General features: G+C 36.2%; 25 protein-coding genes. 3 read left to right on the top strand and 22 right to left on the bottom strand.

Annotated elements, in window-relative coordinates:
• Window positions 1-6: 6 nt before the first annotated feature.
• On the bottom strand, window positions 7-198 hold the full coding sequence (locus BQ7474_RS08205; RefSeq protein WP_007392548.1) for a hypothetical protein: 192 nt from the start codon (window positions 196-198) through the stop codon (window positions 7-9).
• Window positions 199-359: 161 nt separating this feature from the next.
• On the opposite strand from BQ7474_RS08205, the gene BQ7474_RS08210 reads away from it, so the two are divergent.
• Together BQ7474_RS08210 and BQ7474_RS10770 are read left to right on the top strand one after the other, a co-directional pair.
• On the top strand, window positions 360-959 hold the full coding sequence (locus BQ7474_RS08210) for a helix-turn-helix domain-containing protein (RefSeq protein ID WP_073998381.1): 600 nt from the start codon (window positions 360-362) through the stop codon (window positions 957-959).
• Window positions 960-1,013: 54 nt separating this feature from the next.
• Window positions 1,014-1,142, top strand: coding sequence for a DUF2513 domain-containing protein (locus tag BQ7474_RS10770; protein WP_218188982.1), 129 nt, complete (start codon window positions 1,014-1,016; stop codon window positions 1,140-1,142).
• A 110-nt stretch (window positions 1,143-1,252) separates the two neighbouring features.
• Here the strand turns inward: BQ7474_RS10770 and istB are convergent, their stop codons facing one another.
• Window positions 1,253-1,996, bottom strand: a complete 744-nt coding sequence (gene istB, locus BQ7474_RS08215; RefSeq protein ID WP_073998377.1) for an IS21-like element helper ATPase IstB — start codon at window positions 1,994-1,996, stop codon at window positions 1,253-1,255.
• A 1-nt stretch (window position 1,997) separates the two neighbouring features.
• The gene (gene istA / locus BQ7474_RS08220) at window positions 1,998-3,461 is read right to left on the bottom strand and encodes an IS21 family transposase (RefSeq protein ID WP_073997523.1); all 1,464 of its coding nucleotides are present in this window, start codon (window positions 3,459-3,461) and stop codon (window positions 1,998-2,000) included.
• Window positions 3,462-3,592: 131 nt separating this feature from the next.
• On the opposite strand from istA, the gene BQ7474_RS08225 reads away from it, so the two are divergent.
• Window positions 3,593-3,841: a DUF2513 domain-containing protein gene (locus BQ7474_RS08225; protein ID WP_073998382.1), complete on the top strand. Its 249-nt coding sequence runs from the start codon at window positions 3,593-3,595 to the stop codon at window positions 3,839-3,841.
• Between the two features lie 159 nt (window positions 3,842-4,000).
• Here BQ7474_RS08225 and guaA read toward each other — a convergent pair whose 3' ends face one another.
• The 19 genes from guaA to BQ7474_RS08325 form a co-directional block, all read right to left on the bottom strand.
• Window positions 4,001-5,533: a glutamine-hydrolyzing GMP synthase gene (gene guaA, locus BQ7474_RS08230; RefSeq protein WP_073998383.1), complete on the bottom strand. Its 1,533-nt coding sequence runs from the start codon at window positions 5,531-5,533 to the stop codon at window positions 4,001-4,003.
• 18 nt (window positions 5,534-5,551) lie between these two features.
• Window positions 5,552-6,370, bottom strand: coding sequence for a pyruvate, water dikinase regulatory protein (locus BQ7474_RS08235; protein ID WP_073998384.1), 819 nt, complete (start codon window positions 6,368-6,370; stop codon window positions 5,552-5,554).
• 9 nt (window positions 6,371-6,379) lie between these two features.
• A complete protein-coding gene (gene glyS, locus BQ7474_RS08240; RefSeq protein ID WP_073998385.1) occupies window positions 6,380-8,443 on the bottom strand; it encodes a glycine--tRNA ligase subunit beta in 2,064 nt (687 codons plus the stop codon).
• Window positions 8,436-9,320: a glycine--tRNA ligase subunit alpha gene (glyQ, locus tag BQ7474_RS08245; protein WP_044566499.1), complete on the bottom strand. Its 885-nt coding sequence runs from the start codon at window positions 9,318-9,320 to the stop codon at window positions 8,436-8,438. The genes glyS and glyQ overlap by 8 nt, the downstream gene beginning before the upstream one ends.
• Before the next feature lies 1 nt (window position 9,321).
• Entirely contained in the window at window positions 9,322-10,128 is an 807-nt protein-coding gene (gene recO, locus BQ7474_RS08250; protein ID WP_328585403.1) for a DNA repair protein RecO, read from the bottom strand.
• Window positions 10,073-10,954, bottom strand: a complete 882-nt coding sequence (gene era, locus BQ7474_RS08255; RefSeq protein WP_073998386.1) for a GTPase Era — start codon at window positions 10,952-10,954, stop codon at window positions 10,073-10,075. The genes recO and era overlap by 56 nt, the downstream gene beginning before the upstream one ends.
• Window positions 10,951-11,352 (bottom strand): cytidine deaminase, encoded by a 402-nt coding sequence (cdd, locus tag BQ7474_RS08260; protein ID WP_073998387.1) that lies wholly within the window; start codon window positions 11,350-11,352, stop codon window positions 10,951-10,953. The genes era and cdd overlap by 4 nt, the downstream gene beginning before the upstream one ends.
• A complete protein-coding gene (locus BQ7474_RS08265; RefSeq protein WP_073998388.1) occupies window positions 11,349-12,194 on the bottom strand; it encodes a diacylglycerol kinase in 846 nt (281 codons plus the stop codon). Before BQ7474_RS08265 ends, cdd begins: the two co-directional genes overlap by 4 nt.
• Window positions 12,187-12,636 carry an rRNA maturation RNase YbeY gene (ybeY, locus tag BQ7474_RS08270; protein ID WP_073998389.1) on the bottom strand — a complete coding sequence of 150 codons (450 nt, stop codon included), beginning with the start codon at window positions 12,634-12,636 and terminating at the stop codon, window positions 12,187-12,189. The genes BQ7474_RS08265 and ybeY overlap by 8 nt, the downstream gene beginning before the upstream one ends.
• A gap of 8 nt (window positions 12,637-12,644) precedes the next feature.
• Window positions 12,645-13,607 carry a PhoH family protein gene (locus BQ7474_RS08275; RefSeq protein ID WP_177343677.1) on the bottom strand — a complete coding sequence of 321 codons (963 nt, stop codon included), beginning with the start codon at window positions 13,605-13,607 and terminating at the stop codon, window positions 12,645-12,647.
• An 80-nt stretch (window positions 13,608-13,687) separates the two neighbouring features.
• Window positions 13,688-14,251: a hypothetical protein gene (locus BQ7474_RS08280; RefSeq protein ID WP_073998391.1), complete on the bottom strand. Its 564-nt coding sequence runs from the start codon at window positions 14,249-14,251 to the stop codon at window positions 13,688-13,690.
• Window positions 14,244-15,191 (bottom strand): flotillin-like protein FloA, encoded by a 948-nt coding sequence (gene floA / locus BQ7474_RS08285; protein WP_073998392.1) that lies wholly within the window; start codon window positions 15,189-15,191, stop codon window positions 14,244-14,246. Before floA ends, BQ7474_RS08280 begins: the two co-directional genes overlap by 8 nt.
• A complete protein-coding gene (locus BQ7474_RS08290; RefSeq protein WP_073998393.1) occupies window positions 15,179-15,814 on the bottom strand; it encodes an NfeD family protein in 636 nt (211 codons plus the stop codon). The genes floA and BQ7474_RS08290 overlap by 13 nt, the downstream gene beginning before the upstream one ends.
• A gap of 892 nt (window positions 15,815-16,706) precedes the next feature.
• Window positions 16,707-17,726 (bottom strand): type 2 isopentenyl-diphosphate Delta-isomerase, encoded by a 1,020-nt coding sequence (fni, locus tag BQ7474_RS08300; RefSeq protein ID WP_073998395.1) that lies wholly within the window; start codon window positions 17,724-17,726, stop codon window positions 16,707-16,709.
• A 17-nt stretch (window positions 17,727-17,743) separates the two neighbouring features.
• Window positions 17,744-18,964, bottom strand: a complete 1,221-nt coding sequence (locus tag BQ7474_RS08305; protein ID WP_073998396.1) for an LCP family protein — start codon at window positions 18,962-18,964, stop codon at window positions 17,744-17,746.
• A gap of 91 nt (window positions 18,965-19,055) precedes the next feature.
• Window positions 19,056-23,327: a 2-hydroxyacyl-CoA dehydratase gene (locus BQ7474_RS08310; protein ID WP_073998397.1), complete on the bottom strand. Its 4,272-nt coding sequence runs from the start codon at window positions 23,325-23,327 to the stop codon at window positions 19,056-19,058.
• Window positions 23,328-23,538: 211 nt separating this feature from the next.
• On the bottom strand, window positions 23,539-24,714 hold the full coding sequence (locus tag BQ7474_RS08315) for a DUF819 family protein (protein ID WP_073998398.1): 1,176 nt from the start codon (window positions 24,712-24,714) through the stop codon (window positions 23,539-23,541).
• A 136-nt stretch (window positions 24,715-24,850) separates the two neighbouring features.
• Window positions 24,851-25,459 carry an isochorismatase family protein gene (locus BQ7474_RS08320; protein ID WP_073998399.1) on the bottom strand — a complete coding sequence of 203 codons (609 nt, stop codon included), beginning with the start codon at window positions 25,457-25,459 and terminating at the stop codon, window positions 24,851-24,853.
• Entirely contained in the window at window positions 25,444-26,373 is a 930-nt protein-coding gene (locus tag BQ7474_RS08325) for a tRNA modification radical SAM protein MnmL/YtqA (RefSeq protein ID WP_073998400.1), read from the bottom strand. The genes BQ7474_RS08320 and BQ7474_RS08325 overlap by 16 nt, the downstream gene beginning before the upstream one ends.
• Between the last annotated feature and the right edge of the window lie 183 nt (window positions 26,374-26,556).

The raw sequence follows: 26,556 nt of genomic DNA on the forward strand, positions 1-26,556 counted from the left end.
CACCTCCTATACTTCTTTCGTTTGACCATAACAGTTTTCTTCATAAAATTTTCGATTAACCTTACCTGCAATCACTATCAGGTTCGGATTGTCTTTTAGCATTCTCTCATTTAATTCTTTTATCATTTTGTATGCTTTGGGTTTTGAAACTCCCCAATCTTTGCTGACTTCTTCAGCATCAACATACATCTTTCTCATATTTTTCCTCCTTTTCTATTTATTTGAACTTGTGATATATATTAGTATACTGATTTATATAACAGAAGTCAATAGTTATTTCTAATTTTTATCAGAATTTCTCTTTATTTTTAGTATACGATTTGATATAATAATATATAATAAATATAGGAGATTATAATATGAATAATAAAACTGTATCGGAACGATTGAAATATCTTCGTTCTATAAATAAAAAAACACAAAAGGAGTTTGCAGAATTTTTAGGAATACCACAGCCATCAATGTCTGCTTACGAAAATGGTAAAAACAATCCTACAATAGATGTACTGATAGATATTGCCGATAAATGCAAAGTATCTTTAGATTGGCTTGCCGGAAGAAGTGACTATACTTTAGGTCTTTCAAGCATGAGAGATTTTGTATTATTTATGTATGAACTGGCAATGAAAAAAGAAATCGGATTCAAAATAATTGTAGAAGATAAATTCCCGAATGATATTGAAACAGAAGAGAATAAATGGAATGTTAAGCTTGTATTCTATGGTAATGATAAAGAGCATCCGTTTAATGCAGATGTTTGCAATATTTTAAAAGAATTGTCTGATAATCTGTTTGACTTGGAGTCCTACTCCATTACAAAAGAGCAGTTTGATTCTATGAAAAATAAGTCTGTAGAGTATTACACTCTACCACTAACACAGAAAGAGTTTGAAGAACTTTCAAGAGATGAAATTCTAAAAAAGAGAATTGAGTATTTGAAAGAAAATAATTTGCTATAAAAACGGAATCGTTAAAACGACAAAATTTTATAAGTCATACAGGAGGTATTAAGTTTGAAAAGAGATATGGACTTATGCAGAAAAATTTTATTTAAAATCGAAGAACAATATATTGATACAGCATTGTCAAATCTTGAACTAGAAAATTATGATAATTTACAAATTGCTTATCATTGTATGTAAATGTCAACCGAAAATTGGTCCACAGTTATTATCGAAAAGTGGTCCACATATAGTAAAGATATTGACCACACTTGTCTTTTCCCCTAGGGGAAAGACTTTTTACATATATTTCATATATTCTTTGACCACTCCATTGTATCTTCCATCCTATAAGATTTTTCTCTAGACATATCCATAATATGGGCCCTATGAGCAAGTCTATCTACTATAGCCCCAGTAAGCATAGGATCTTTAAAAACTTCCTCCCATCTTTCAAAGTTTAAATTCGTTGTTAAAATTATCGAACCCTTATCATTTCTAGATGATAATAGGTTAAAAAGAATCTCACAGCCTATCTTATCAAAGGAAACATAACCTAGCTCATCTAAGATCACCAAGTCATATTTTTCAAATTTCTTCTTGTAGTTAGTAATTTGATTTTTACTCATAGCCTCCTGTAGTTCTATCACAAGGTTAGGAACAGAGGTAAATAGTACATTCTTTCCAGCAATACATGCCTTAATACCTAAGGCAGTTGCATAATGAGTCTTTCCACAACCAGGTGTTCCTATCATGATTATGTTTTCTTTGTTATCTATGAATTTTAGTGTTTCAAGATATCCAAATTTTTTGTTTAGTTCTAAAGAATATTTTGTTTTATCAAAGTCTTCTAAGAATTTCTTGTTGATAAATTTGGCATTTCTTATTCTTCTTGCTATGCCGTTGTTTTTCCTTCTTTCTACCTCTCTTTCTAAGAAAAGTTTTAAGAATTCTTCGTTAGATAAGTTTAGATTTGATGATTCTTCTATTAAATCCTCATATGACTCTCTTAGATAAGAGAGCTTAAGTATGTTAGAAGCTTCTTTAATATTCATCTTAGCCTCCAATTACAAGGCTATCATAGGAGGACACTATTTTTCTTGCCTTTATTTCTATGTCAGCTTCTTTTTTATCGGTTTTCACTATATCTAATACATCAAGTTCTTTCTTAGTGTTAGAATAGTTATTTAAGATATCAACTATTTTATCAACATCCTTATCTTTGTTAAGCTCTACTAATTCTATGAACTTCTTTGGGTTAGAGGTAAAGTATTTATCGAAGATGTTTTTTAAATCAGGATGACTTTTTAAGGCGAGAGAATTACGAATTGCACCTGGTTTGCGTGCTAATGATTTTAGGTAATGAGTGATGTCAATGCTATATTCATTAGCACCATCTTTTCTTTTATGAACGGCTAGAAGTTTATCATTTACATATATTTTAATTTCCCTAGCATAAGCTCTAACAAGAACAGTTTTTCCTACCATGTAATCTGGTAGTGAATACTTGTTTTTATCAACTTGTATTAAAGAATACTTATCTACCTTAGCAAAAGATACTTTTGATAGTTCATAAGTAGGTCTTAGGACTAGAAGGTGTTTCTTTTCCTCATTAATCTTAGAGTCCTTATTTAACTGGATAAGTTTAGAATTTAAGTACTCTTGTGCTTGATCAATTGAATCAAACTCGTATTTTTCACAAAAAGCATTCTTTCTAATTATCCTAACACTTCCTTCAACATGACCTTTTTCATTTCCTGAAAAACAATTGGTTACATTGACTGAAAAGCCATAGTAGTTGGCAAACTCTATTAATCTTGGGTTAAGTTCTTTTTCATTTCTACCTATGAACTTACTAACAACATTTCTCATATTATCATAGACTATTTCTCTATACATTCCTCCAATCATATTAAAAAATCTTACTTGTGAATCAAAGAATACATCTTGATTTTGACTTGTGTATAGATAAGCCCATCTAAAATTAGATGCTGGGGAACTCATAACAGCCATATTTAAACTAACAAGTTTGCCATCGATTACAAGCTTAAGTTCACCAAAGTCATATTCTAACCTATCAGCAAAATCATATACTTGCTTAATGAAGCATTCTTTAGAAGCTTCTCTTTTCTTTCTAACATAAACTGCTATTGAAGGATAAGATATATCAAAACCCTTATCAACAATCATCTTATGAATCTGAACAACGCTTAAAGCTTGCTTATGATTACCCAAGATAGAATCCTTTCTTTTCTCACTTTCTAAAATCTGATCAAGATACTCATCTACTTCTTTTGTATATTTGATCTTCTTTCTATTAGAAGAATCGTAGGAAGGCGCCTTGGCAATTTCTTCTTGAACTAATGCTCTATCTAAATTAGGATTATCTAAATTCTTAACATCTTCCTGGTACTTATTCCAATATTTAGCTACAGTCTTCCTATTAATCTTAAGTATTCTAGATACTTCTCTATTTGAATATCCTTGATTTTTAAGTCTTATTATTGCATTCTTATCCATTAATTTAATCACCTCACATACCTCCGTACCTATACTTTACATACGGAGTACAAACTAAAACAAGTGGACCATTTTTCGATTAGAATTAATCGATTATTGGACCACTTTTAGTTTATCATTTACATTGTAAAATTTTAAATGAAGCTGGATTGATCGATTACTATAGTGCTCAATATGCTGATAACTCATTATACTTTTTTTCAGTTGGTTCATTAACTTGGGAAGGACATGATTTTTTAGATAAAATTAGAGAAGATACTACATGGAATAATGTCAAGAAGATAATTAAAGATAAAGCTCTGCCATTTACATTAGAAGTTACTAAAACCATCGCCACAGATTTGTTGGCAGTTTCGATGAAAGCAGCATTAAACTTATAAATGATAAAAAACAAAAAAGCAACTAGGATTTTCTCTTAGTTGCTTTTTGTATTCCTTGAAAATTATTCTTCAGGTGACCAATTTCTAAAATTTGCAAGCATTTTGCAAGCATAGCAGTTGCAAAACGGCTATTTATAAGGCTTTAAAGTCTGTTTTTAACTACTCCCATTCAATAGTTCCAGGTGGTTTTGAGGTTATATCATACACTACTCTACCAACTCCTGCTACTTCGTTTATCATTCTACTTGATAGGGTTTGGAGTAGGTCGAATGGTAGGTTGGATGCTTCTACTGTCATGGCGTCGGTGCTTTCTACTGCTCTTATTGCTATGACGTTTTCGTAGACTCTAGCGTCTCCTTTTACTCCTACTGTTTTGATTGGAGTCCATACTGTGAAGTATTGCCACACGTCTTCGACAAGTCCATAGTTTTTGATTTCTTCTCTTAGAATGGCATCTGTTTCTCTTACTATTTCTAGTTTTTCTTCTGTGATATCGCCCATTACTCTAATTCCTAGTCCTGGTCCTGGGAATGGTTGGCGCCATACCATATCGTGTGGTACTCCTATGGATTCTCCTAGGGCGCGTACTTCATCTTTGAAGAGGTCTCTTAGGGGTTCTACTAGTCCTTCAAAGAGCATATCTTCTGGTAAACCGCCGACGTTGTGGTGGCTTTTGATGACGCTTGCTTTGTCTTTTCCAGATTCTATAACGTCTGGATAGATTGTTCCTTGGACTAGATATTTGGCATCTCCAAATTCTTTGGCTTCTCTTTCGAATACTTCTACGAAGTGGTTGCCTATGATTTTTCTTTTTGTTTCTGGGTCATCCACTCCTTTTAGTAGGTCCAAGAATTCCTTTGCTGCGTCTACTTTTTTTACCCTTAGTCCTAAGTTTTTGTAAGTTTCCATGACTTCTTCAGCTTCGTTTTTGCGAAGTAGACCGTGGTCTACAAATACGCATTGGAGATTATCTCCTATAGCTTTTGATACTATGGTTGCTGCTACTGAGGAGTCTACTCCGCCTGATAGAGCACAGATCATTTTTTCGCCAGAGTATTTTTCCTTGATTTCTTCTATCATTTTTTTAGCATAATCGTCCATTTTCCATGTTTGCTCAGCTTTGCATATGTTTAGGACAAAGTTTGCTATCATGATTTTGCCGTATTCTGAGTGGACTACTTCCGGGTGAAATTGGACTGCATAGATGTCTTTGTCTTTGTTTTCCATTCCAGCTACTGGGCAGTTTAGGGTCCATGCTGTTTTCTTAAAGCCTTCAGCAATTTTACTTACTCTGTCTCTATGGTTCATCCATATGGTTGATTCTTGTGGAACATTTTGGAAAAGGCTTGAATTTTTGTCTACAAATAGTGGAGTTTTGCCGTATTCACCGTTTTTTGGTGTTTCGATTTCTCCACAAAAGATATGGTTGATGTATTGGAGTCCATAACAAATACCAAGTATTGGCACTCCAAGTTCAAATATTTTCTTATCTGCTCTGAGACTTTGTGCATCGTTTACTGATTGTGGTCCACCTGTGAGTATTATGCCTGCTAGTCCCTCTAAGTCCAGGGAAGCTATGTCTACATCACATGGGTGTAGCTCGGCGTATACTCCAAGTTCTCTGACCCTTCTTACGATTAGTTGGTCTGTTTGGCCCCCAAAGTTTAGGACAATAATTTTGTTTAAGCTCATTTATACTTCCTATCTTTTTTAATTTTCTTCGCCAAATTGTGACTTGTAATAGCTTTCGATTTCTGTTGCTGTTTGTTCTATAGTGTTGTTGGTTACGTCTATGACCTTGCAATCCAAGTCTTTGAAAACTTCCTTGGCATAGGCTAGTTCTGCTTGGATTCTCTGGTCTTTGTAGTATACTGAGTTGCCTATAAGACCCAATTCCAAGGTCCTAGACTCTCTTATGTCAGCAAGTTTGTCTGGATCTATGATTAGTCCAATTATCCTTCTTGGATCAACTTCAAATATTTCTTGAGGCAATCTAGATTCTGGTACCAAAGGCAAATTTGAAACCTTGTAGTTTTTGGTTGATAAAATCATTGTTGTTGGAGTTTTGCTGGTTCTGCTTACTCCAAGTAAAACTATATCAGATTTTAAGTATCCCCTAGGATCCTTGCCATCGTCGTATTGGATGGCAAATTCTATCGCTTCTATCATATTGAAATAATCTTGAGATAGGGCACGAGTGAGGCCTGGTTCTCTGACAGCCTTTTTGCCTGTGATTTTTTCAAACTTTTCTATGCCAAAGTCCAAGATATCTAAGACTTCGATATTGTTTTTTACAGAAAGCTCTCTTAGGTATTGTGCTAGGTCATAATCTGCTATCGTTTGGACTATCAGAGAATATTCCGGAATTTCTTTAATGATTTCGTCGATTTCGTCCTTGCTTCTGATATCAGGACGTCTTATAATCCTTGTCTCAAGATCTGGAAACTGAGTTGTTACTGATTTTAGGTAGGTGTTTGCAGTCTCACCTGTCGAGTCACTAATTATTATAATAGTTAGACAATCTTGCATACATATCTCCTATCTTACAATTTCGTTTACGTCAAATACCTTTTTTATTCTCTTAGCCAAGACGTTTAGCATAGCTAATCTTGTTGATTTTAAGGCCTCATCTTCTACATTTATCATTGTATTGTCTAGGTAGTTATTACCAATTGCACCTGTTTTAGCAAGAAGCTCTAGTTCATTTTTGTAATCATCATTTGTTGCAAGACCATTTTCAGGAAGATTTACTATTTCTTCATAGAATTCTTTTTCCAAATCATTTTCGAGAATATTTGTGTCAATATTTGTGTCGTTAGAATTCTTAGTTAGATTAATTATTCTTGTGAAATACTCTAAATCTCTATCATTATCTTTGATAAAATCACTTACTGCTTTGACTTTTTGGTCTATCTTTAGGATGTTGGAATCGCTTGTGTTAATCACAGCATTTACAACATCGTATCTATAGCCTTCATCAATAAGCATATTTTTTAGCCTGTCTTTGATAAAGTCAAGGGTCTTTTGCATGGTTTGGTCATAGTCAAATGCAAGACCATTTTTCTCTGTATAAACTATAAGAGCATCGTTTACTAACGCTTTTAAATCTACGTTTATATTGTTTGCCAAGATAATATTGATAAATCCAAGGGCTGCTCTTCTTAGGGCAAATGGGTCTTGGCTACCTGTTACATATTTTTCTATGGCGTATAGGCCTACAATTGAGTCCATCTTGTCAGCAAGGGATAGGACTATGCCTACCATTGATTCTGGTAGGTCGTCATTTGCTGATTTTGGCTTGTATTGTTCTTCTATGGCATTGGCTACTCTTTGGTCTTCTCCAGATGCTTTAGCGTAAATCTTGCCCATAGTTCCTTGTAGTTCTGTAAACTCGACTACCATTTTTGTAACTAGGTCTGCTTTTGCTAGGTAGGAGGCACGAGCTAGATCTTCTTTGATGTCATCTCCAAGATTTAGTTCTTGTTGGAATTTTTCTGTTAATTCCACTAGTCTTTGGGTCTTTTGGTACATGGAACCTAAGCCTTCAAAGAATGTTAGACTCTTCAATTCTTCTACGTATTCTTCTAAGTTTTTATTTGTATCTTGTTCGTAGAAGAACTTGGCATCTTCAAGCCTTGCCACCAATACTTTTTTGTTTCCTTCTACTACATTTTCACTGTGGTTGTCATCGCCATTTCTTACCAGCATAAAGTATGGCATAAGATTTTTGTTTTCATCAAGCATTGGGAAATATCTTTGGTGATCTTTCATTGGTGTTACTATGACTTCCTTTGGAAGTGATAGATATTTTTGGTCGATATCTCCAATTAGTACTGTTGGATATTCTACTATGTTTATAACTTCATCAAGTAGGGCCTCATCTTTCATGTACTCCCCACCCTTTTCCATATCGTGTTTATTTAGGCCACGAAGGATGATGTCTCTTCTTTCCTTGTAAGGAAGGATTACATAGTTTTCTTTTAGTAGTTTTTCATAGTTTTCGATTTTGTCTATCTCAATATGGTCAGATCCAAGGCTTCTGTGTCCTTTTGTGACATTGGATACTCTTATGCCTTCTGCATCAAAGTCTAGAATTTGATCATCTAGGATAGACACAAAGTATCTGATTGGCCTAGCCCATCTGATTGATTTGCCTCCCCAGCGCATAGACCTATTAAATGAAATAGATTTTACTAGGTCATAGACATTTTCTTTGAGTACATCTGCTACTGATTTGCTCTCTTCTTCTTTTTCTATGAAGATATAGTCAGAGCCTTTGAAGTCTTTTACTATGACATCAGAAAGTTCTGCCTTTTGTCCTCTAAGAAAGCCCAATAGTGGCTTAGTAGGTTCTCCATTTTCATCATAGGCAATCTTTGCATTAGGACCTTTGACTGAAATCTTCTCCCTAGATTCATTGGCATTTACATTTTCTATAAATATGGCAAATCTTCTAGGAGTTGATTCTACCCTTACTTGATCGTAAGTAAGTTTATTTTCTTCTAATAATTTTTCAAATTTTTCCTTTAGTTGACTCTTTGTCTTGTCAATATAATCTGAAGGTATCTCTTCTACACCGATTTCTAATAAGTATCTACTCATCATTATCCTTTCTTAGAAGAGGGTATCCTTGCTCTTCTCTGATTTCTAAATATCTTTGTGCAACCTTACTGCTCACATCACGAACTCTTTTGATATAGTGGCTTCTTTCAGATACTGAAATGGCCCCTTTTGCATCTAGAGTATTAAAGGTGTGGCTGGTTTTTAGGACATTGTCATAGGCTGGATATATGAGGCCTAGGTCAATGAGTCTGTTTGCTTCCTTTTCGTAAATATCAAATAATTCCATCAAAAGATCACTATCAGCATCTTCAAATGAATACTTTGAATTCTCATATTCTGCTTGTTTGAAGACATCTCCATATGTCAAGTTCTCTGACCATTTGATGTCATAAACACTTTCTACATTTTGTAGGTACATGCAAAGTCTTTCTAGGCCAATGGTAATCTCTCCACTTTCAATCTCGCAGTTGATGCCTCCAACTTGTTGGAAATAAGTAAATTGGGTGATTTCCATACCATCAAGCCATACTTCCCAACCAAGGCCCCAAGCTCCTAGAGTTGGTGATTCCCAGTTGTCCTCTACAAAACGGATGTCGTGTTCTTTTGGATCAATGCCTATGGTTTCTAGGCATTTAAGGTATAGGTCTTGGATATTTTCTGGTGTTGGTTTCAAGAGCACTTGGAGTTGATGATGTTGGTAGAGCCTATTTGGGTTTTCACCATAGCGACCATCTGCTGGACGGCGGCTTGGCTCAACATAAACAACTGACCATGGTTCTGGGCCAAGAGCCCTTAGGAAGGTGTGAGGGTTCATAGTTCCTGCACCTTTTTCTGTATCGTAAGAAAACATAACCGAGCAGCCAGCTTCTATCCAATACTGTTCTAGTTTTAGTATTAAATCTTCAAAATAAAGCATATTAATTCCTTTCGAAAGCTTTCTTATACACCCAGTCAATAGATGAAAATCTAGCTATTTCAAGCTTATCTAGGGTGTAGTCAATAATTAGCTTAGTCATTTTGTCCACTGATTTGACTAAGTTTACAGAAGAAAGTTCTTCTGAATTTGTATATAATAATTTTTTAAGGTAGACAAATTCTTCTTTTGTAAGAAAAATTTTATCATAAATCTGGTATTTGTCATCGGAACAAATCAAAGAGGCTTGACTATTGGAAAAATACAAGTCCTCATTTTTAATCTTTTTCCCACAAACACCGCAAGTTGATAGATTTGGCTTAAATCCTGAAAATGATATATATTTCAAAAGAAAGGCCAAGAAAATATTTAACTGGTTTTCTCTTGCATTTTCAAAGGCCAAAAAACTATTATTCAAGAGCCTATAGACCACATCAATTTGAGTTTGGTCTATAGTCCTTAATAAAAGGTCTGCTATGGCCGACTTATACAATATCACATCAAAATTTTTGTTAGACTTATTGTAGGCATTGATAAGGCTAATTTCCTTAAGGCCATAAAAGTCCTTGCCAGACTTATAGAGGTTAACGTTGACCTTGGCAAAGCGCCTACTTGTAGCAGATGATTTGTTTTTTCCATTGATTCCCTTGGCTATTATGGAAATTTTACCGTATTCCCTGGTGAAAACTTCCAAGATTTTGCTTGTTTCCTTGTAGGGGAATTCTCTTAGGATAAATCCTGTCACATCTGATAGGTCATTTGTAGCCAAATCTATCCACCATTTTTTCTTTTTTACGCCAATCTTTTTCAACCTTGACCCATAGCTTTAAATTGACCTTTGAGTCTAGGAAGGTCTCGATCTCTTTTCTAGCTTCCATGCCGATTTTTTTGACCATAGATCCCCCCTTGCCGATGACAATTTCCTTGTGAGAATTCCTTTCAACTATGATTGTAGCATCAATATCAATAAGTCTCTTGTTTTCTCTTTCTTTGAAATTATCTATGCGAACGGCTATGCCATGAGGAACTTCTTCGCTTAGGTTATTTAGAGCCTTTTCACGAATTATTTCTGATACAATAAAGCGTTCGCTCTTATCAGTTATCATATCCCTATCGTAATAGGCTGGCCCCTCATCTAGCATGGACTTGATAGCTTCTATGTAAGCCTTGACATTTTTATCTTCTAGTGCTGAAATCCCAATAATTTGATCAAACATATCCATGGCTTGGTATTTTTCTTTGATTTGGTCAAGTTCATCTTCCCTTAATAAGTCAACTTTGTTTATGACTAGGATTTTAGGAAGGCGAATTCTTTCAAGCATAGCTATAATCTCTTTATCAAGCCTACCGATTTCTAAGGAATTATCCACTACAAAGGTAACTATATCCGATTCTTTCAAGCTTTCTTCTGAAAATTCAAAGAGTTTTTCTTGAAGCTTGTTGGATGGGGTTTGGATACCTGGTGTGTCGATAAATATGATTTGGCTTTCCTCATCGTTATATATTATTTGTATTTTATCTCTGGTAGTTTGGGCCTTGTTGGAAATTATAGAAATCTTCTCACCCAAGATCTTGGCCATAAGGGTTGATTTGCCAACATTGGCTCTGCCTACTACTGATATAAATCCTGATTTCATATATCTTTTAAGTCCTCATTTGAAAAACTATATGGCAAAAGTTCTTCTATTGTGTATTCTTTGTAATCATCTATAGAATTTGCTATTACAATTTTTGTATCAGAATCTGCAAATTCTCTGATGAATTGCCTGCAAACTCCACAAGGAAAAGTATCCTTGCTATCGCCATTTATGACAATATAGGAAAAGTCTCTTTCACCATTGCTGATGGCCGCACTCATTGCTGATCTTTCGGCACAAAGACTTGGTGAATATGCAGCATTTTCAATATTTACTCCCTTATATATAGAGCCTGACTTAGTCTTTACTACTGATGAAACCCTAAAATGTGAATAGGGAGAGTAGGAGTTTTCCTTGTTGTCTAGGGCAATTTGTATTAATTTTTTAATCTCGTTCATGAAAATATCCCAAATATAGCCATAGCCATGGATGTACCAAGTATGGCTCCTCTTATTATTTCTGGTATGGAGTGAATGTCAGCTTCATACCTACTTTCTGCAACTATAACAGCAATACCTGCAAACATTAGCCTTACTAGTGGTTCATCTACCAAGAGAATGCCTATGGTAGCAATACAAAATGCCAGCGAAGTATGTCCACTAACAAAGCCACCCTTAAAGGCTGTCCCATGTCCTTCATAGAAAACACCCTTTAAAAATATAGTAACTACAATAACCAAGGCTATGGTAATGACTGCCAAATGTGATGGTCTTCTAGTAATTCTTGCAAAAACCGAATTGTAAAAGTCCAAAAATTTGTCAAAAAATATCATATATGCAACAAAAAGTGCATTTAAGGCTGCTATAAAGGTTGCAGCAGCTGACAGGTCCTTACTAGCCTTGGCAAAGGACGAATACTTGCCTCCACTGGCTAGGTTTACTGCCTGTTCAATGGAAGTGTTCAAAAGTTCAAATCCTAGGACAAAGCAAACTGCAAATACTAAAGTGATCATCTCAACCCTAGATAGGTTAAAAAATAATGATCCTACAAGAAGTATGGCTAGTATCAGCAAGTGGAATTTCATATTTTTCTCATGGTTGATAGCCCAAACCAAGCCCTCATAGGCATAGTCAAAGCCTTTTAGGAACTTTTGCCCATGGGAAAGTTCTTCTTTTTCAAAATTCCTCTCATGCAATTCTTGCTGGGCAGCTTCTTTCTTATCTTCTTCTCTGCGCCACTCCTCTAATATTTCATTTTTTAATTCTTCTTTTAGAAGATCTCTGTCAGTCTTATTATTCATTTTTGAAGACTCCCAAGATTTTCATAACTTCTTTTTCACGGGTGCGCATTTCTTTTTTTTCATCATCTGTCATATGATCGTAGCCCAAAAGATGCAAGGTGGAATGGCAGGTTAGATACATGATCTCACGATCTAGACTGTGGCCTAGGTCATTTGCTTGCTCCTTGGCTACATCCATACAGATGACAATATCGCCAAGCATGGCATCCACACCCTCAACTACAAAGTCTGTATCCATAGGAAAAGATAGGACATCTGTTGGCCTATCTACATTCCTAAATTCTTTATTTAATTGGTGAATCTCATCTTTATCGACAAAAGTAATAGAAACTTCATAAGCCAAAGAAAGACCCTCGGTTTCAAGGACTGTTTTTATAACGCTTTCTAATTTATCATCCATTTCTATTTTTTCATTGGTTTCATTTGTGATTAAAAGATTCATTAGTCTACCTACTCTTGGCTTTCCTCTTTGTTCTTTGCTTGGAGTCTTTTTGCTTCTTTTTCCTGGTCATCTCTGTCGTAAGCGTCGATTATCTTTTGGACAAGTGGGTGTCTTACAACATCTATTGATGAGAAGTTTTGAAATCCAATGCCCTTGATATTTTTTAATATGCGTTCGGCTGTCTTTAATCCACTCATCCTACCTCTAGGAAGGTCCACCTGGGTCTTATCTCCTGTTATGATGGCCTTTGAACCGTAGCCCAAACGAGTTAAGAACATCTTCATTTGTTCACTTGTGGTGTTTTGGGCTTCATCTAGGATTACAAAGGCATTGTCCAAGGTCCTACCCCTCATATAGGCAAGGGGAGCAACTTCTATCATGCCTTTTTCTACAAATCCTTGGTAGGTTTCATAGCCTAGGATTTCAAAAAGTCCATCATAAAGTGGTCTAAGATATGGGTCAACCTTATCTTGAAGATCTCCTGGCAAGAAACCAAGGCTTTCACCTGCTTCAACTGCAGGACGAGTCAAGATTATTCTATTGACTTCACCTTGTTTGAAACTCCTTACTGCCATGGCTACTGCAAGGTAGGTTTTGCCGGTACCAGCAGGACCTATGCCAAATACCACATCATTGTTTTTGATCTTTTCGATGTATGCTTGTTGGCCCAAGGTCTTTGGCTTGATAGGTTTGCCTGTAGCAGTTGTGATGATTGCATCATCCAAGGCTTGTTTTATGACATCCTTGTTTTCACGCTCTAGCATATCTGCGTGGTATTTTATCTTTTGAAAGTCGATAGAACCATTTTTATTGATTTCGTTTAATAATTCTATGATTAACTCTTTGGCAAATTCTGTATTTATGCCTTCGCCACATATATCAATGCCATCGTCAGCAAGTTTTATTTTTGTATTGAAACGTTCCTCTATATATTTTCTATTTGAATCAAAATTTCCAAATAGGGTTCTTATATCATTTTGATTATCTATCTTAATACTTCTATTAATATCAATCCCTCCGATTGCTTTCTAATGCTTATATTATACCTTTTTTAATGATTATTTCTTTTAGAAAGTGGAGGGCCTAGGATTTCTGATGCAAGGATAGCCTTTCTAAATGTTTCTTTGTTTTTTAAAGACTTTTTGAAATCAGATATTTGTGCTTTTTTCTCAGCTTTTTTGACAGATTTTCTCTTATAGCTTTGGCTAGAATTCTTCTTTGATTCTTCTCTAGCTTTCATTCTTTCAGCACGTCTTTTTTCTTCTAGTCTTTTCCTAAGCTCTGGGTTTACTGGATCTCCTTCGTGCCCCATAATAGGACTTCCTTCTATGCTTCCTCTTGTATTAACCTTGCCTTCATGGGATTTCTTGTCCATTATGCTTTGAGCTGACTTAGAATTTTGTGGTCTTGGGAAAATCTCATTTAGGTCAGCATTATCAGAAAATCTCCTGTATACTGTCTTTTTGTCAGAGGATTCTAAAGATTTTTTCTTATTCTCCTCTTCTTCAAGTTCTCTTTCAATTTCTTCTTTAAATTCATTAATAGACTTCCTGGCAGAATTTAGCCAATCATCAAAAGATTTGTAGTTATTTTGTTTCTTGTTTTTCCTAGACATCAAAATCACCAGAATCTACATCTGATAGGCTTTCACGCATTCTTGTATCCGCATTAACATTTCTCATATTGTAATAGTCCATGATACCAAGATTGCCTTCTTCAAAGGCTTTTGCAATTGCTTCTGGTATTCTCGCTTCTGCTTCCACAACTTTTGCCTTATTTTCTTGTTCAAGGGCGATAGCTTGGGCACGACGTTCTTCGGCCTTCGCTTGGGCAATGTTCTTGTCAGCTTCAGCTTGGTCACGTTGAAGTTCTGCACCAACGTTACGTCCAACATCCACATCTGCTATGTCTATTGATAAGATTTCATAAGCAGTACCAGAATCAAGACCCTTTAGTAGAACTGTTTGGGAAATATTGTCTGGGTTTTCCAATACTTGAGCGTGAGAATCTGCAGAACCAACTGTTGTTACAATACCTTCACCAACACGGGCTATGATTGTTTCCTCACCTGCACCACCGACAAGTCTATCGATATTGGCACGAACTGTTACTTTTGCAATAACCTTTACTTCAATACCATTTTTTGCTACTGCTGCAATCACTGGTGTATTGATAACCTTTGGTGTTACAGAAACTTGTACAGCTTCAAAAACATTACGGCCAGCAAGATCTATTGCTGCTGCTTGTTCAAAAGTTAGGTCAATGTTGGCACGTTCTGCTGCTATAAGGGCATCAACAACTTGGTTGATATTACCTCCAGCTAGGTAGTGACTTTCCAAATCTTCTGTTCTAATTGGTATACCTGCTTGGTGGGATTTGATAAGGGCATTTACAATTAGATTAGGATTTAGCCTTCTAAAACGCATAGCAACAAGGCTTGCCATAGAAATATTAACTCCAGAAAATCTAGCTGTGATCCAAAGTCCCACTGGAACCATTGTGAAAAATACTATTAGTACGATTATTATAATTGCTGCTGGTATTATAAAGTCCATATTTTCTCCTTTACTATTATGTGGCCATCACGAATGCCAGTAACCTCAACATCTTTCTCTTTTCCGATAAAATCGGAATCGCTCTTTGCATCATAGGATATGCCATCAATCTCAACTCTACCTGTCGGTCTAAGAATAGTCTTAGATTTGCCAGTCTTGCCTATCAATTCACTATAATCTTTTTTGCTATTGAAGCCTCTTTGTGCCGAGTTTTCATTCTTTAAAACAAAAGAGTCAAAAAGATTATTAGAAAAACCTAACTTGACATAAATTGTCACAGTAAGAATTATAGCAAGAGCAGATAAAACTAAAACAGCTATTCCAGTTTGGCTATTTTCATAGCTATCCATAACAGAATAGACAGTCAAAATTGTACCAATGATACCAATAATGCCAAAACTAGGAATGAAAATCTCAAGGGCTAACAAAGAGATTCCCATAACAAAGGTAACGATAGTCATATTATCTGCTACATTGTGTATAGAATTTTGATAATAGAAAAATCCAAAAAGACCAACAGTAATTATGGCAAAAAGAATTTTCTTATCAGTAAACAGAACAGATATCAGTGAAATAACTGCCAAAATAAAACTTAAAGCAATAGTTACATCATTATTAAGCATCTTTACCACCTTCCTATATTTTATAGGTTAATTATCATATAAAACGTGAAAAATTGCAATAAAATCGATTAAATATAAGTAAATAAGGGCTGATAGATATTTTCTAAACATCTATGACTAAATTGTTTTTTTGTTCAATGGAATAAATATCTTTTATTTTGTTAAGGTTTTTAGGCTGTACCGTTGCACCTCGGGGGATAGGAATTAGGAGTAGCGGAGACCCCTTTTTCCTTTCCCCCGATCCCCCTATACCTTCTACACCCCCACCGCCACTGCGTGGGGCAATGATTAGTAGAAGTTTGCTTCGCAAATTCTTTTGTTTTGACTGTTAATACAACATTTACTGCACTACTAGGCCTACAAGTATAAAATCCATAGGCTTAGCGGTGGGGAAATTGTTTTGTTTTCAAATCGTAGAATTTCGTTAAGAAATCGCACTGTTTGAGCGTAGCGAGTTTGCGATTTTAGAAATTCAAGATTTAGAAAACACCAATTTTTGTAGTTAATAATGAGATTTCACCTATAAAATCGTAAGAATTTGCATAGCAAATTCTTACTAATTCCAGCACCACGCAGTGGCAGAGGGGTGAAATGGGTCGGGGGTCCGGGGAAGGGCAAAAGGGGCCTCTGCCGCCCCTATCGCCCTGCACCCCGGTGTCGAAAGTATAACCTTAAATTACAAACAAAATAAAAGACATGTAAAAAGTCAAACAAAAAGGAAAAAGAGCATTTACTCATACTTATTAAAATATCTTAACAGTAATTCCTTGGATTCTACCATTTGTGCAAAGGTATATCTAAAAAATATTTAAATATAAGACATAAAATATTTTTTATTAATCACAAAAAGCTTTTTTGCTTCTTTTTCCCGAGAAAAAAGACCAGGGATTTCCTAGTCTTCTACTAATTCTCTTAGCTCTCCTATGAGTTTATAGTCTACTTTTTTAAGTTCTTCTATGTTTCTTACTCCTAGTAGGGCCATTATTATTTTTATTTTGTGGTTGATTTCTTTTAGAAAATCTTCGCAGGCTTGGTAGCCGCCACGCAATAGGTAGTTTAGGACTTCTCCTGTCATGGCTGCCATGTCTGCTCCTATGATTATTGATTTTACTAAGTCCATGGCTGTTTTTATACCGCCTGATGCTATGATGAATACATCATCTGATGCGCTTCTGACATCTATTATTGATTTTGCTGTTGGTATGCCCCAGTTGTATAAGTCGGAGTAGTCCATTTCGAAGTCTCTTAGGTCTTCTATTTCTATGAAGTTGGTTCCACCCTTGCCTGCAACGTCAATGTATTTGACGTTTTTTTCTATTAGTTTTTGGGCCACTTCTTTTGATATGCCCGATCCTGTTTCTTTTACTATTATTGGATAAGGGAATTTTTCTACTAGTTCTCCTATTATATCTATTGAGGAGTGGAAATCATTGTCTCCTTCTTTCATCACTAGCTCTTGAGCAATGTTTAGGTGGACTTGCATGGCCTTTGCGTCTATGAGGTCTCTGGCAAATATGAAATCTTCATAGTTTCTTTCAAATCCTAAGTTACCTATCCTAAATAGGTCTTCTTTTTGTTTGACTAGCTCAAATGACTCTCTGCTTGATTCATCTGTGAGGGCTATGGATTCGCTTCCTACAGCCATTGGTATGTTGATTTCTTCACATATGGATGATAAATCTTCATTAATATTTGCTGATGAATCTCCTCCACCTGTGATTGCATCTACCATAAGGGGCATAGCAATCTTTTGTCCCATAAATTCTACTGATGTATCGATTTGTTTTATTGACACATCTGATAGGGCATTGTGCTCTATATATACGCAGTCTAGGAGGGTTGTTCCCCTTGCTCTAGTTTTTAGATAATTTTCTATGTGTTGGTCTTTTCTTTGACGTCTTTGCCTATCCATTTCCCCTCCTTGAGGACCTACTCTCCATCTTCAGCTGGTACTTCTTCTGTCGTGGTTGTTGTTATATATTCTATTATTTCGTACTCTTCGTAGTTGCCATTATCAGCATTGGTATTGGAATAATTTTCTGATGGTGCTTGGTAAGATTGGTTGTTGTTTTGGGAAGGGGCTTGCCAATTTTCATTGTTATTTTGCATTGGAATTGTTTGTGTTTGTGGGACAGGGGCTTCTTCTGCTTGGCCATCATCTTTTTTTTCTGTGATGCCAGATGTTTGTGATTGGTCTTCGATTTGCCCGAAGTCCTTGTATTCTTCATATCCTGAATCTTCTTTTTTCCAATTTTTGAGTTTGAAGTTACTATAACTATCATCTACAATTTGCCAGGTCTTATCATAATCTGGTATCCAATAGCTTGTGCCATTTATTGTCTGCTCCATGCCAGGAACTGTGTGTGTAGACATTTTATCTGATGAGAAGCTATTGATATGACCAGCCAAATCAAGCATAGCACTCATTGGTAGATTTGTTTTCACATATTTGATGTAATTTGAGATAAAGGTCATCAAATTCATATCTTTTGACTTTTTGACCATCTCATCTACCATAGCTTTTACAAAAGCTTGTTGGGTATTGACCCTACCTATGTCTCCATTATTATAGATGTTTCTAGTTCTTAGATACCACATAACCTCGTTACCATCTAGGTGGTTTGGACCTGGGTGTATTTTTACTTTGCCTTTATGGATATTGATTCCTTCAGGTACATCGTAGTCTACCCCACCCAGGGCGTCGACTATATTTATCAAGGCTTGGTAGTTGACTTGGACATAATAGTCTATATCAAGACCCAAAAATTGCCTTAGAGTTTGCATAGTAAGCTCAATTCCTCCAAAAGCGTGGGCGTGGTTTACCTTGTCAAACTTATCTCTAATCTTCACTCTTGAGTCACGAGGTATGGACAAAAGCTCCATATTGCCGGTCTTTGTGTCAGCGCTTACGAGCATGATTGTATCTGTTCTAGTAAAGTCAGTGTTATCGTCATTGCCGTTCTTGTCAACTCCAACTAAGAGTATTAAATATTGGCCTTCTTCCTTTTTTACTGCATCATCATTTATTATATTTTCGTTACCATTGATATTGAATCTTTGGCTTGCTTCAAGTCTGTCTAGTATAAATTTCGATCCGAAAAATCCTAGCAGTATTACAAGAAGTGTAATAAAAAATCTTTTAGCTTTCATATATCTCTCTTTCTTTTACTTAAGAAAGATTATACCATCAATGACATTTTATTGAAATCAAAAAGAGAGGCCTGAGCCTCTCAATTATTAATTATTTATTTGCCATTTCTTTTTGTTTCAAATTGTCACGTGCCTGGCTCATCATTAGCTTGACACGGTTGATTTGGTTGACTTCACTTGCACCTGGGTCATAGTCTATGGCCACAATATTTGCTTCAGGATATTCTTCTCTGATTTTCTTCATAACACCCTTACCAGTGATATGGTTTGGCAAGCATCCAAATGGTTGGATGCAGACTATATTTGGTGCGCCAGCATGGATTAGTTCTACCATTTCACCAGCAAGTAGCCAGCCTTCACCAGCTTGGTTACCAAGACTTGTTACATCTGATGCGTAATCTACAATTTGGTCAATGTATTCTGGCTCATTAAATCTCTTTGACTCTCTTAGGGCCTTTCTGACTGGTTTTCTGTAGGATTCGACAATGCTTATGCCGATTTTGCCAATTCCAGCAGAAAACTTGCTCTTGCCGTACAAATCAGCTTTGAGCTCTGAGTTTTTCATGCAGTACATAAAGAAGTCTGTGAGGTCTGGTAGGATTACCTCAGCTCCCTCAGCTTCTAGGACTTTTTGTAGATTGTTATTTGCTTCTGGCAAGAATTTAACCAAGATTTCTCCTACGATCCCTGCCTTTGGTATTTTGATATCCTTTACTGGGATGTTATCAAAATCTTCTACTATTTCCTTGACTATCGCCTTATACTCTCTATCTGTCATTGTTGGAGCAAGTACTTCAAGACGACTAATCCAGTCTTCTTTTAGCCTATCTGTTGCCCCCTTTTCCACTTCATAAGGTCTGGTAGCATTTGATACTCTGTTTATCAAGTCACCAAATATTATCGCCCTAAATCCTCTTTTGAAAAATGGTATGGCTGATGGTTTTCTAAGGTCAAAACCTGAGTTAGTCTCGATTCCTTGGGCAGAGATTGCAATTACAGGAATGTCTGGATATCCCGCATCTCTAAGACCCTTTCTAATATAGCCAACGTAGTTACTTGCCCTGCACGCTCCACCCGTTTGGGTCATCACTATTGCAAGCTTGTCGGTATCGTACCTACCAGAGTTGACAGCTTCCATAAATTGACCAACTACTGTAATTGATGGATAGCAGGAGTCGTTATTTACGTATTTTAGACCTTGGTCTAGGACCTTGTCATTTACTGTATCCAAGAACTCAATATTTATCCCATATTGGTGGAATACTGGCGCCAATATCCTAAAGTGTTCTCTTGCCATTTGTGGGGCAAGGATTGTGTAACCTTCCTCAACCATCTTCTTGGTAAATTCTGGTGTAGAATAATCCAATCTATCTAGGTCTGTCTTAAACTCAATTCCTTCCATTTTCTTTTGGTTTAGAGCTTGGAGGAGAGACCTTATTCTAATCTTGATAGCACCAAGGTTTGATACTTCGTCTATCTTTAGTAGGGTATAGATTTTGCCGTGAGCTTCTAATAGGTCTTGGACTTGGTCGGTTGTAACAGCATCTAGACCACAACCAAAGGAATTTAGTTGGATTAGTTGCAAGTTTGGATTGTCTGCTACATATTCTGCAGCCCTATAAAGTCTTGCGTGGTAGGACCATTGGTCAAGTACACGAACCTTAGCATCTATATCTTTGATGTTGTAGGCAACAGCATCTTCAGAAATTACTGGGATTTTCATTCCTTCTATTAACTCTGGTATGCCGTGGTTGACTTCAGGGTCAATATGGTAAGGGCGGCCAGCAAGGACTATGGCATTTAGCTTGTTAGCATTTACATAGTCAATTATTTCCTTGCCACGAATTCTTATTTGGTCATGGTAGTCTTGGAGTTCTTGCCAAGCTAGAGCAACTGCATTTTTGATCTCTTTTTTGCCAAGTACATTGCCATTGTGGCTGTAGCCAGCAAATTCTTCTATGAGCCTATCTCTGATAATTTTTTCGCTCTCTAGAGATAGGTAAGGATTCATATAGTTTTTGCCCTCTAGGCTTTCTACATTGTTTTTGATAAGGTCAGGATATCCAGAAACTACTGGGCAGTTCATGTGGTTTTGAGCCTTGTCAAATTGCTTGTATTCGTAGAAAACAGCTGGGTAAAATATCAAATCCAAGTCATCTCTGGCTGCCAAATCTTCTATATGGCCGTGGGCAAGTTTGGCTGGATAGCAAGCTGTTTCTGATGAGATTGATGAGATTCCTTTCTCATACATTTGCCTGTCACTTTTGCCAGAAAGAACGACATCAAAGCCAAGAGATGTGAAAAATTTGTGCCAGAATGGGTAATCTTCGTAGATATTGAGAACCCTAGGCATGCCAACCCTACCCATGCGACCACCATCTCCCAAGCTCTTTCTATCGAAAAGTAATTTATTTTTGAATTTGTACATATTCAAATCGGCCATGGTCTCTTCTTTTTTGACACCGGCTCCTCTTTCACACCTATTTCCAGTTACATATCTAGAACCGTCAGGAAATACGTTAATGATTAGGGAACAATTATTGGTGCATAGGCCACAGCGAGCACTTTTTTGCTTATAAGTGAAGTTTTCAAGTTCATCTATATCTGCTAATGTTGATTGACCAGTGGACTTATCTTTGCTTATAAGGGCCATACCCATAGCACCCATAAGGCCAGCAATCTCTGGTCTTGTGGTTTTTCTGCCTGTGATTTTTTCAAAGGATCTTAGTATAGCATCGCCGTAGAAAGTTCCCCCTTGGACTACTATATTTTCACCAAGTGACTTTGGATCACGGACCTTGATAACTTTCTGAATAGCGTTTTTGATTACAGAATAACATAGACCTGCCGCTATATCTCCAACTTCTGACCCCTCTTTTTGGGCTTGTTTGACCTTGGAGTTCATAAAAACTGTACAACGACTTCCTAGGTCTGCTGGTTCTTTGGCAAAAAGTGCCTTGTGTTGGAATTCCTCTACACTCATGCCTACTGATGCAGAGAAAGTAGATAAGAATGAACCGCAACCTGATGAACAAGCTTCGTTAAGCTGTATAGAGTCGATTATCCCTTCTCTAATATGCATGGCCTTCATATCTTGGCCACCAATATCTAGGATGAAGTCTACATTAGGATTGAAAAATTTGGCTGCTGAGTAATGGGCAATGGTTTCTACCTCACCATTATCTACATGGAGGGCATTTTTTATGAAGTCCTCCCCATAGCCACAAATACCAGAAGATGCTATGTATGCCTTTGGATTTTTCTTTGCATAGGCATCTTTTAGCATAGATATTACTATTTCAAGTGGACGACCTAAATTCATTCTATAATCTTCATGGATGATGTGGGCATCTTCTGTAATCCAAACCATCTTGCTAGTTGTAGAACCCGCATCAATGCCTACATATATAGGTCCCTCATAAGTTTCTATATCATCATAGACTACTTGGTCTGTCTTGTGGCTAGCTACAAAGTCTTCGTATTCTTTCTCAGAAGTGAAAAGTGGTTCAAGTTTCTTGGTCATTTCCATATCTTCTGGCAATTCTTTTTTAAGTTCCTTTATCAAATCTTTGTAGGCAATATATTCTTCATTTTCTGCAGATAGGATAGCTGCGCCCTTTGCAACATAAAGTTGAGCATCTTCTGGGGTTTTAAATGTATTGCCATCTTCTCCCAAAGTTTCTACAAACCTGTCTCTTAGGGCAGGCAAAAAGTGAAGTGGTCCACCCAAAAATGTGACATTGCCCTTTATAGGCCTACCACAGGCGAGGTTTGATATAGTTTGGTTAACAACCGATTGGAAGACTGAGATTGCAATATCTTCACGACTTGCCCCTTGGTTCATAAGGGCTTGGATACCAGTTTTTGCAAATACCCCACAGCGAGAAGCTATTGGGTATATTTTCTTATAATTTTTTGATAAATCATTTAGACCAGATGCATCTGTATCAAGAAGTGCCGCCATTTGATCTATAAAGGCACCAGTACCTCCAGCACAGATTGAGTTCATTCTTTGTTCAACAGAACCTGATAGGTAGGTAATCTTGCTATCCTCACCACCAAGCTCGATGACAACATCGGTCTCTGGGATAAATTTCCTAATGGCAGCAGTTTCTGCAATAACTTCTTGGACGAAATTGATCCCCATATACTTTTCAAGGAACATTCCCCCAGAACCAGTTACATTTATAGTAATATAGTCGTCCTTAAACTCTTCATAAGCTTCACTAAGAACGACCCTAACAGTTTCTTTAACATCAGACTTATGTCTTCTATATACTTGGTATAGGGTATTAAAATTCTCATCTGTAATAACAATTTTTACAGTAGTAGACCCTACATCAAGACCCATATGTAAATTCATAAAAAGCCTTTCTAATTAATCTATATATAAAAAGTTATCATTAAAATAACTTGTTTGCCTTTAAAACTAACACTAACATTTTACCTCAATCCAAGAGTTAATTCCAAGTAAATAACTATGGATTATCCAGTAAAAGCCGGTACATATTCCATTAAATACTATAAAAATTTTTTTGCAATACAGCAAAAGAAAAAAGAGCCACAAAGACTCTTTATATTAGTATATTTCCTACTATTGTTCCTAGGTAGTTTCCTATAATGTATCCAAATAGACCTGCGAATATTCCTGGGCCTATAAGATGGTACCATCCTTTTGATATGGCCATGGCTGCTGCTGTGGATGGGCCTCCTATGTTGGCATTTGATGCTATGATAGCCTCCTGCAATGAAACTTTTAATAATTTTGCTCCTAATAAAACCATTAGCATATTTATCACAACCATTATAAAACAGAATACTAGTAGCAATGGTGCTGTTTTTATGATAAGTGGTATGCTTGCTGGCACTCCTATTACTACAAAGAAAATATAAATCAAAAATGATCCAACTTCTTCTGCTCCGCTTATTTTTTCAAAATATTTTGGAAAAGCCGTGGTAAGTATCATAGTTAATGTTGTTATTATAAGATATGGATTGCCAAAAAGTTGATTTAATAATAGGCTAAAGGCGTTTGTTGTTGGGATTTTTGCTGCAAAGAATCCTGCAATAACATTACTCACCGCAACTATAGCAGCAGATGTAGCAAATATTACTGCCAAGTCAAAGGTCGATATATAAGTTTTCTTGTTAAATTCATCCTTGTGTTCGCTACTTGCTTCAGATTGGATGAAGTTTTTCCTAAAAAATCCTATATTTGGCAAAGCTGATAGGATTACAAAATAAATAGCCATATTAAAGTTATCGGCAACAGTTGTTGCAGATACCATGGTCTTGTCTAGGTCAAATACTTGGCTTAGGGCGACAAAGTTGACTCCTCCACCAATGTAGGATCCTGTCATCATTCCAGCTATATTGCCTAAATTTGGAATTGCATTTTTTAGCAATCCAAAGGATATAAGGGCTCCAAGTACTGTTCCCACCGACCCGATGGTAAAAAGTAAGAGGATTTTGCCAGATTCCTTAAAAATCTTCCTCATATTTGATCTAAATAAAAGCATAGGAATGGAAAGTGGAATAGCGTAGTCCCAAACAGTGTCATAAACTGTTGATTCCATAGGCAAGACCTTTAAGTTGGTGAGAATCACAGCAAAAATCAGAGCAATAACTGCTCCAGTTAAAACTTGCCCCCACTTATATTTTTTCTCTATTGTCATTGCAAGGACGACAATAATTAATAAAACTGCCCAAATCATCCAAATATTGTCTGGACTTATCAAAGTATTAGTCATAAACTCTCCTTAAACTTTATTTTATTATTATAAACTATTTTTTATAATAATAAAACAATTAATGACAAGTTTCTTTGATAAAATATCAGAATAAAAAACACACAGCAATATCTTCATATCACCAGGTGAAAATTTATTAGTCTCTTGATCTCATTTCTTTTACAAGATTTGATATAACTTTGAAGTGGCTGTCTTTGGAATCGTAGGCTATGTCAAATAATAACATTTCTGTATTTACAACTACCGCCCCCATTTCCACCAAAGTCTGGGCAGAAGTTTCTTTCAGTTCTTCTGTGTATGAGCTTATAGCATCTTTTACAAAAAATACATTTAGGCCAAGATCTAGTAGACTTCTAATTGTTTGGTAGATACAAACATGGCCCTCAGCTCCTACTACTACAACATTTGTGATATTATTTTCTTTTATAAAGTCTAGAACTTCTGGTGTTGCTGCATCAAAAATTGTCTTTTCAAATATTTTATCTTCTGGGATTTCTTCTAGTAATCTTTGATCTGATTTGCCAAGTCCTTTTGGATATTGCTCTGTTGCAAGGATTGGCATTTGGTATTCTTTGAATGCTTTTATCAAAACCAAAGTGTTTAGGATAGTAAGTTCACCATTTTCCATAGTTTTCATTAGTTTTGGTTGTTCATCTACTACCAATAGAAGAGTCTTATCTTTTTTTGCGTATTTGTCGCCTTCTAGAGAATTTATATAATATTTGCTTGCTAATTTTCTTTCCATAGGTCCCCCTGTCTGTAATCACTGTCTTTCATAATTTTATCGATTGTCGATAATACTGCTCCCTTATTTTTTGACCAAAGTGGATAAGCTATATTTGAAGAAATGCCATCACCAGTTAACCTATGTACAACAACATCAGGATTTAGATGACGAAGCATAGATACTACAATATTTGCATAGTCATCCTTGGTCATATCATAAGTTATATTGTTTTTTTCATAGTAGGATTTTAGATAAGTATTGTTTTCTATATAGAGATTGTGGATTTTTATTCCTTCTATCCCACGATAGTTTATGTAGGATATATCTCTCAGATAGTCATCAATATCTTCTCCAACTAATCCCACTATAATATGAGCTACCATTTCTATACCCAAACTACATAGTTTTTGAACACCGTTATCAAATTCTTGATGAGAATATCCACGGTTGATAAATTCCAAAGTGCCCTCATTGACACTTTGCATGCCCAATTCTATGGTAAGGTCAGTAATTTGATTTAATTCAGATAGCATTGCCAAAACCTCATCAGGCAGGCAATCGGCACGAGTTGCTATCGATAGTCCTACTATATCAGCTTCATTTATAGCAGCATAAAACATCTCACGCATTTTTGCCACATCTCCATAGGTATTGGTGAAGTTTTGAAAATAAGCAATATATCCTTCCTCTCTACCAGGTTTTGCTAGGATCTTCTTCTGATAGGCGATTTGAGCTCTGATATCTCCAACAGACCTATAAGTCCACTCTCCAGCTCCTACATCAGAACAATAGATACACCCACGTGACGATAAAGTCCCATCACGGTTGGGGCAAGTAAAACCACCATCTAGGGGCAATTTTATAATCTTCTTTCCATATTTGATTTTATAATAAGTATCTAAATCATTGTAGCGTTTTCTGTTAAGTTCCATGGGATAATTGTACCTTTATTTTCCGTTAATATACAGAAAAAGGGGCTGTTACAAATTGATAGATATCTAACGTTCCATCATTGGAGTGCACTCCCAGAAAGTTTGAGGCTTAGCCCGCCGGCTCAGGGAGGTAATTAGCCCGTCGGCTGACAGAGACCTTTCTGGGAGGGTGCTCGAATGATA

The sequence above is a fragment of the Anaerococcus urinomassiliensis genome (assembly GCF_900128425.1).
GTDB classification, from domain to species: domain Bacteria; phylum Bacillota; class Clostridia; order Tissierellales; family Peptoniphilaceae; genus Anaerococcus; species Anaerococcus urinomassiliensis.

Coding starts and splice junctions, on each gene's coding strand:
- era (WP_073998386.1), bottom strand. CDS start 10,954: ATGAAATCAGGATTTATATCAGTAGTAGGCAGAGCCAATGTTGGCAAA.
- BQ7474_RS08205 (WP_007392548.1), bottom strand. CDS start 198: ATGAGAAAGATGTATGTTGATGCTGAAGAAGTCAGCAAAGATTGGGGA.
- BQ7474_RS08280 (WP_073998391.1), bottom strand. CDS start 14,251: ATGTCTAGGAAAAACAAGAAACAAAATAACTACAAATCTTTTGATGAT.
- BQ7474_RS08320 (WP_073998399.1), bottom strand. CDS start 25,459: ATGGAAAGAAAATTAGCAAGCAAATATTATATAAATTCTCTAGAAGGC.
- floA (WP_073998392.1), bottom strand. CDS start 15,191: ATGGACTTTATAATACCAGCAGCAATTATAATAATCGTACTAATAGTA.
- BQ7474_RS08325 (WP_073998400.1), bottom strand. CDS start 26,373: ATGGAACTTAACAGAAAACGCTACAATGATTTAGATACTTATTATAAA.
- BQ7474_RS08290 (WP_073998393.1), bottom strand. CDS start 15,814: ATGCTTAATAATGATGTAACTATTGCTTTAAGTTTTATTTTGGCAGTT.
- guaA (WP_073998383.1), bottom strand. CDS start 5,533: ATGAGCTTAAACAAAATTATTGTCCTAAACTTTGGGGGCCAAACAGAC.
- glyQ (WP_044566499.1), bottom strand. CDS start 9,320: ATGCTTTATTTTGAAGATTTAATACTAAAACTAGAACAGTATTGGATA.
- glyS (WP_073998385.1), bottom strand. CDS start 8,443: ATGAGTAGATACTTATTAGAAATCGGTGTAGAAGAGATACCTTCAGAT.
- ybeY (WP_073998389.1), bottom strand. CDS start 12,636: ATGAATCTTTTAATCACAAATGAAACCAATGAAAAAATAGAAATGGAT.
- BQ7474_RS08310 (WP_073998397.1), bottom strand. CDS start 23,327: ATGAATTTACATATGGGTCTTGATGTAGGGTCTACTACTGTAAAAATT.
- istA (WP_073997523.1), bottom strand. CDS start 3,461: ATGGATAAGAATGCAATAATAAGACTTAAAAATCAAGGATATTCAAAT.
- BQ7474_RS08235 (WP_073998384.1), bottom strand. CDS start 6,370: ATGCAAGATTGTCTAACTATTATAATAATTAGTGACTCGACAGGTGAG.
- istB (WP_073998377.1), bottom strand. CDS start 1,996: ATGAATATTAAAGAAGCTTCTAACATACTTAAGCTCTCTTATCTAAGA.
- fni (WP_073998395.1), bottom strand. CDS start 17,726: ATGGATAGGCAAAGACGTCAAAGAAAAGACCAACACATAGAAAATTAT.
- BQ7474_RS08210 (WP_073998381.1), top strand. CDS start 360: ATGAATAATAAAACTGTATCGGAACGATTGAAATATCTTCGTTCTATA.
- cdd (WP_073998387.1), bottom strand. CDS start 11,352: ATGAACGAGATTAAAAAATTAATACAAATTGCCCTAGACAACAAGGAA.
- BQ7474_RS08315 (WP_073998398.1), bottom strand. CDS start 24,714: ATGACTAATACTTTGATAAGTCCAGACAATATTTGGATGATTTGGGCA.
- BQ7474_RS08305 (WP_073998396.1), bottom strand. CDS start 18,964: ATGAAAGCTAAAAGATTTTTTATTACACTTCTTGTAATACTGCTAGGA.
- BQ7474_RS08265 (WP_073998388.1), bottom strand. CDS start 12,194: ATGAATAATAAGACTGACAGAGATCTTCTAAAAGAAGAATTAAAAAAT.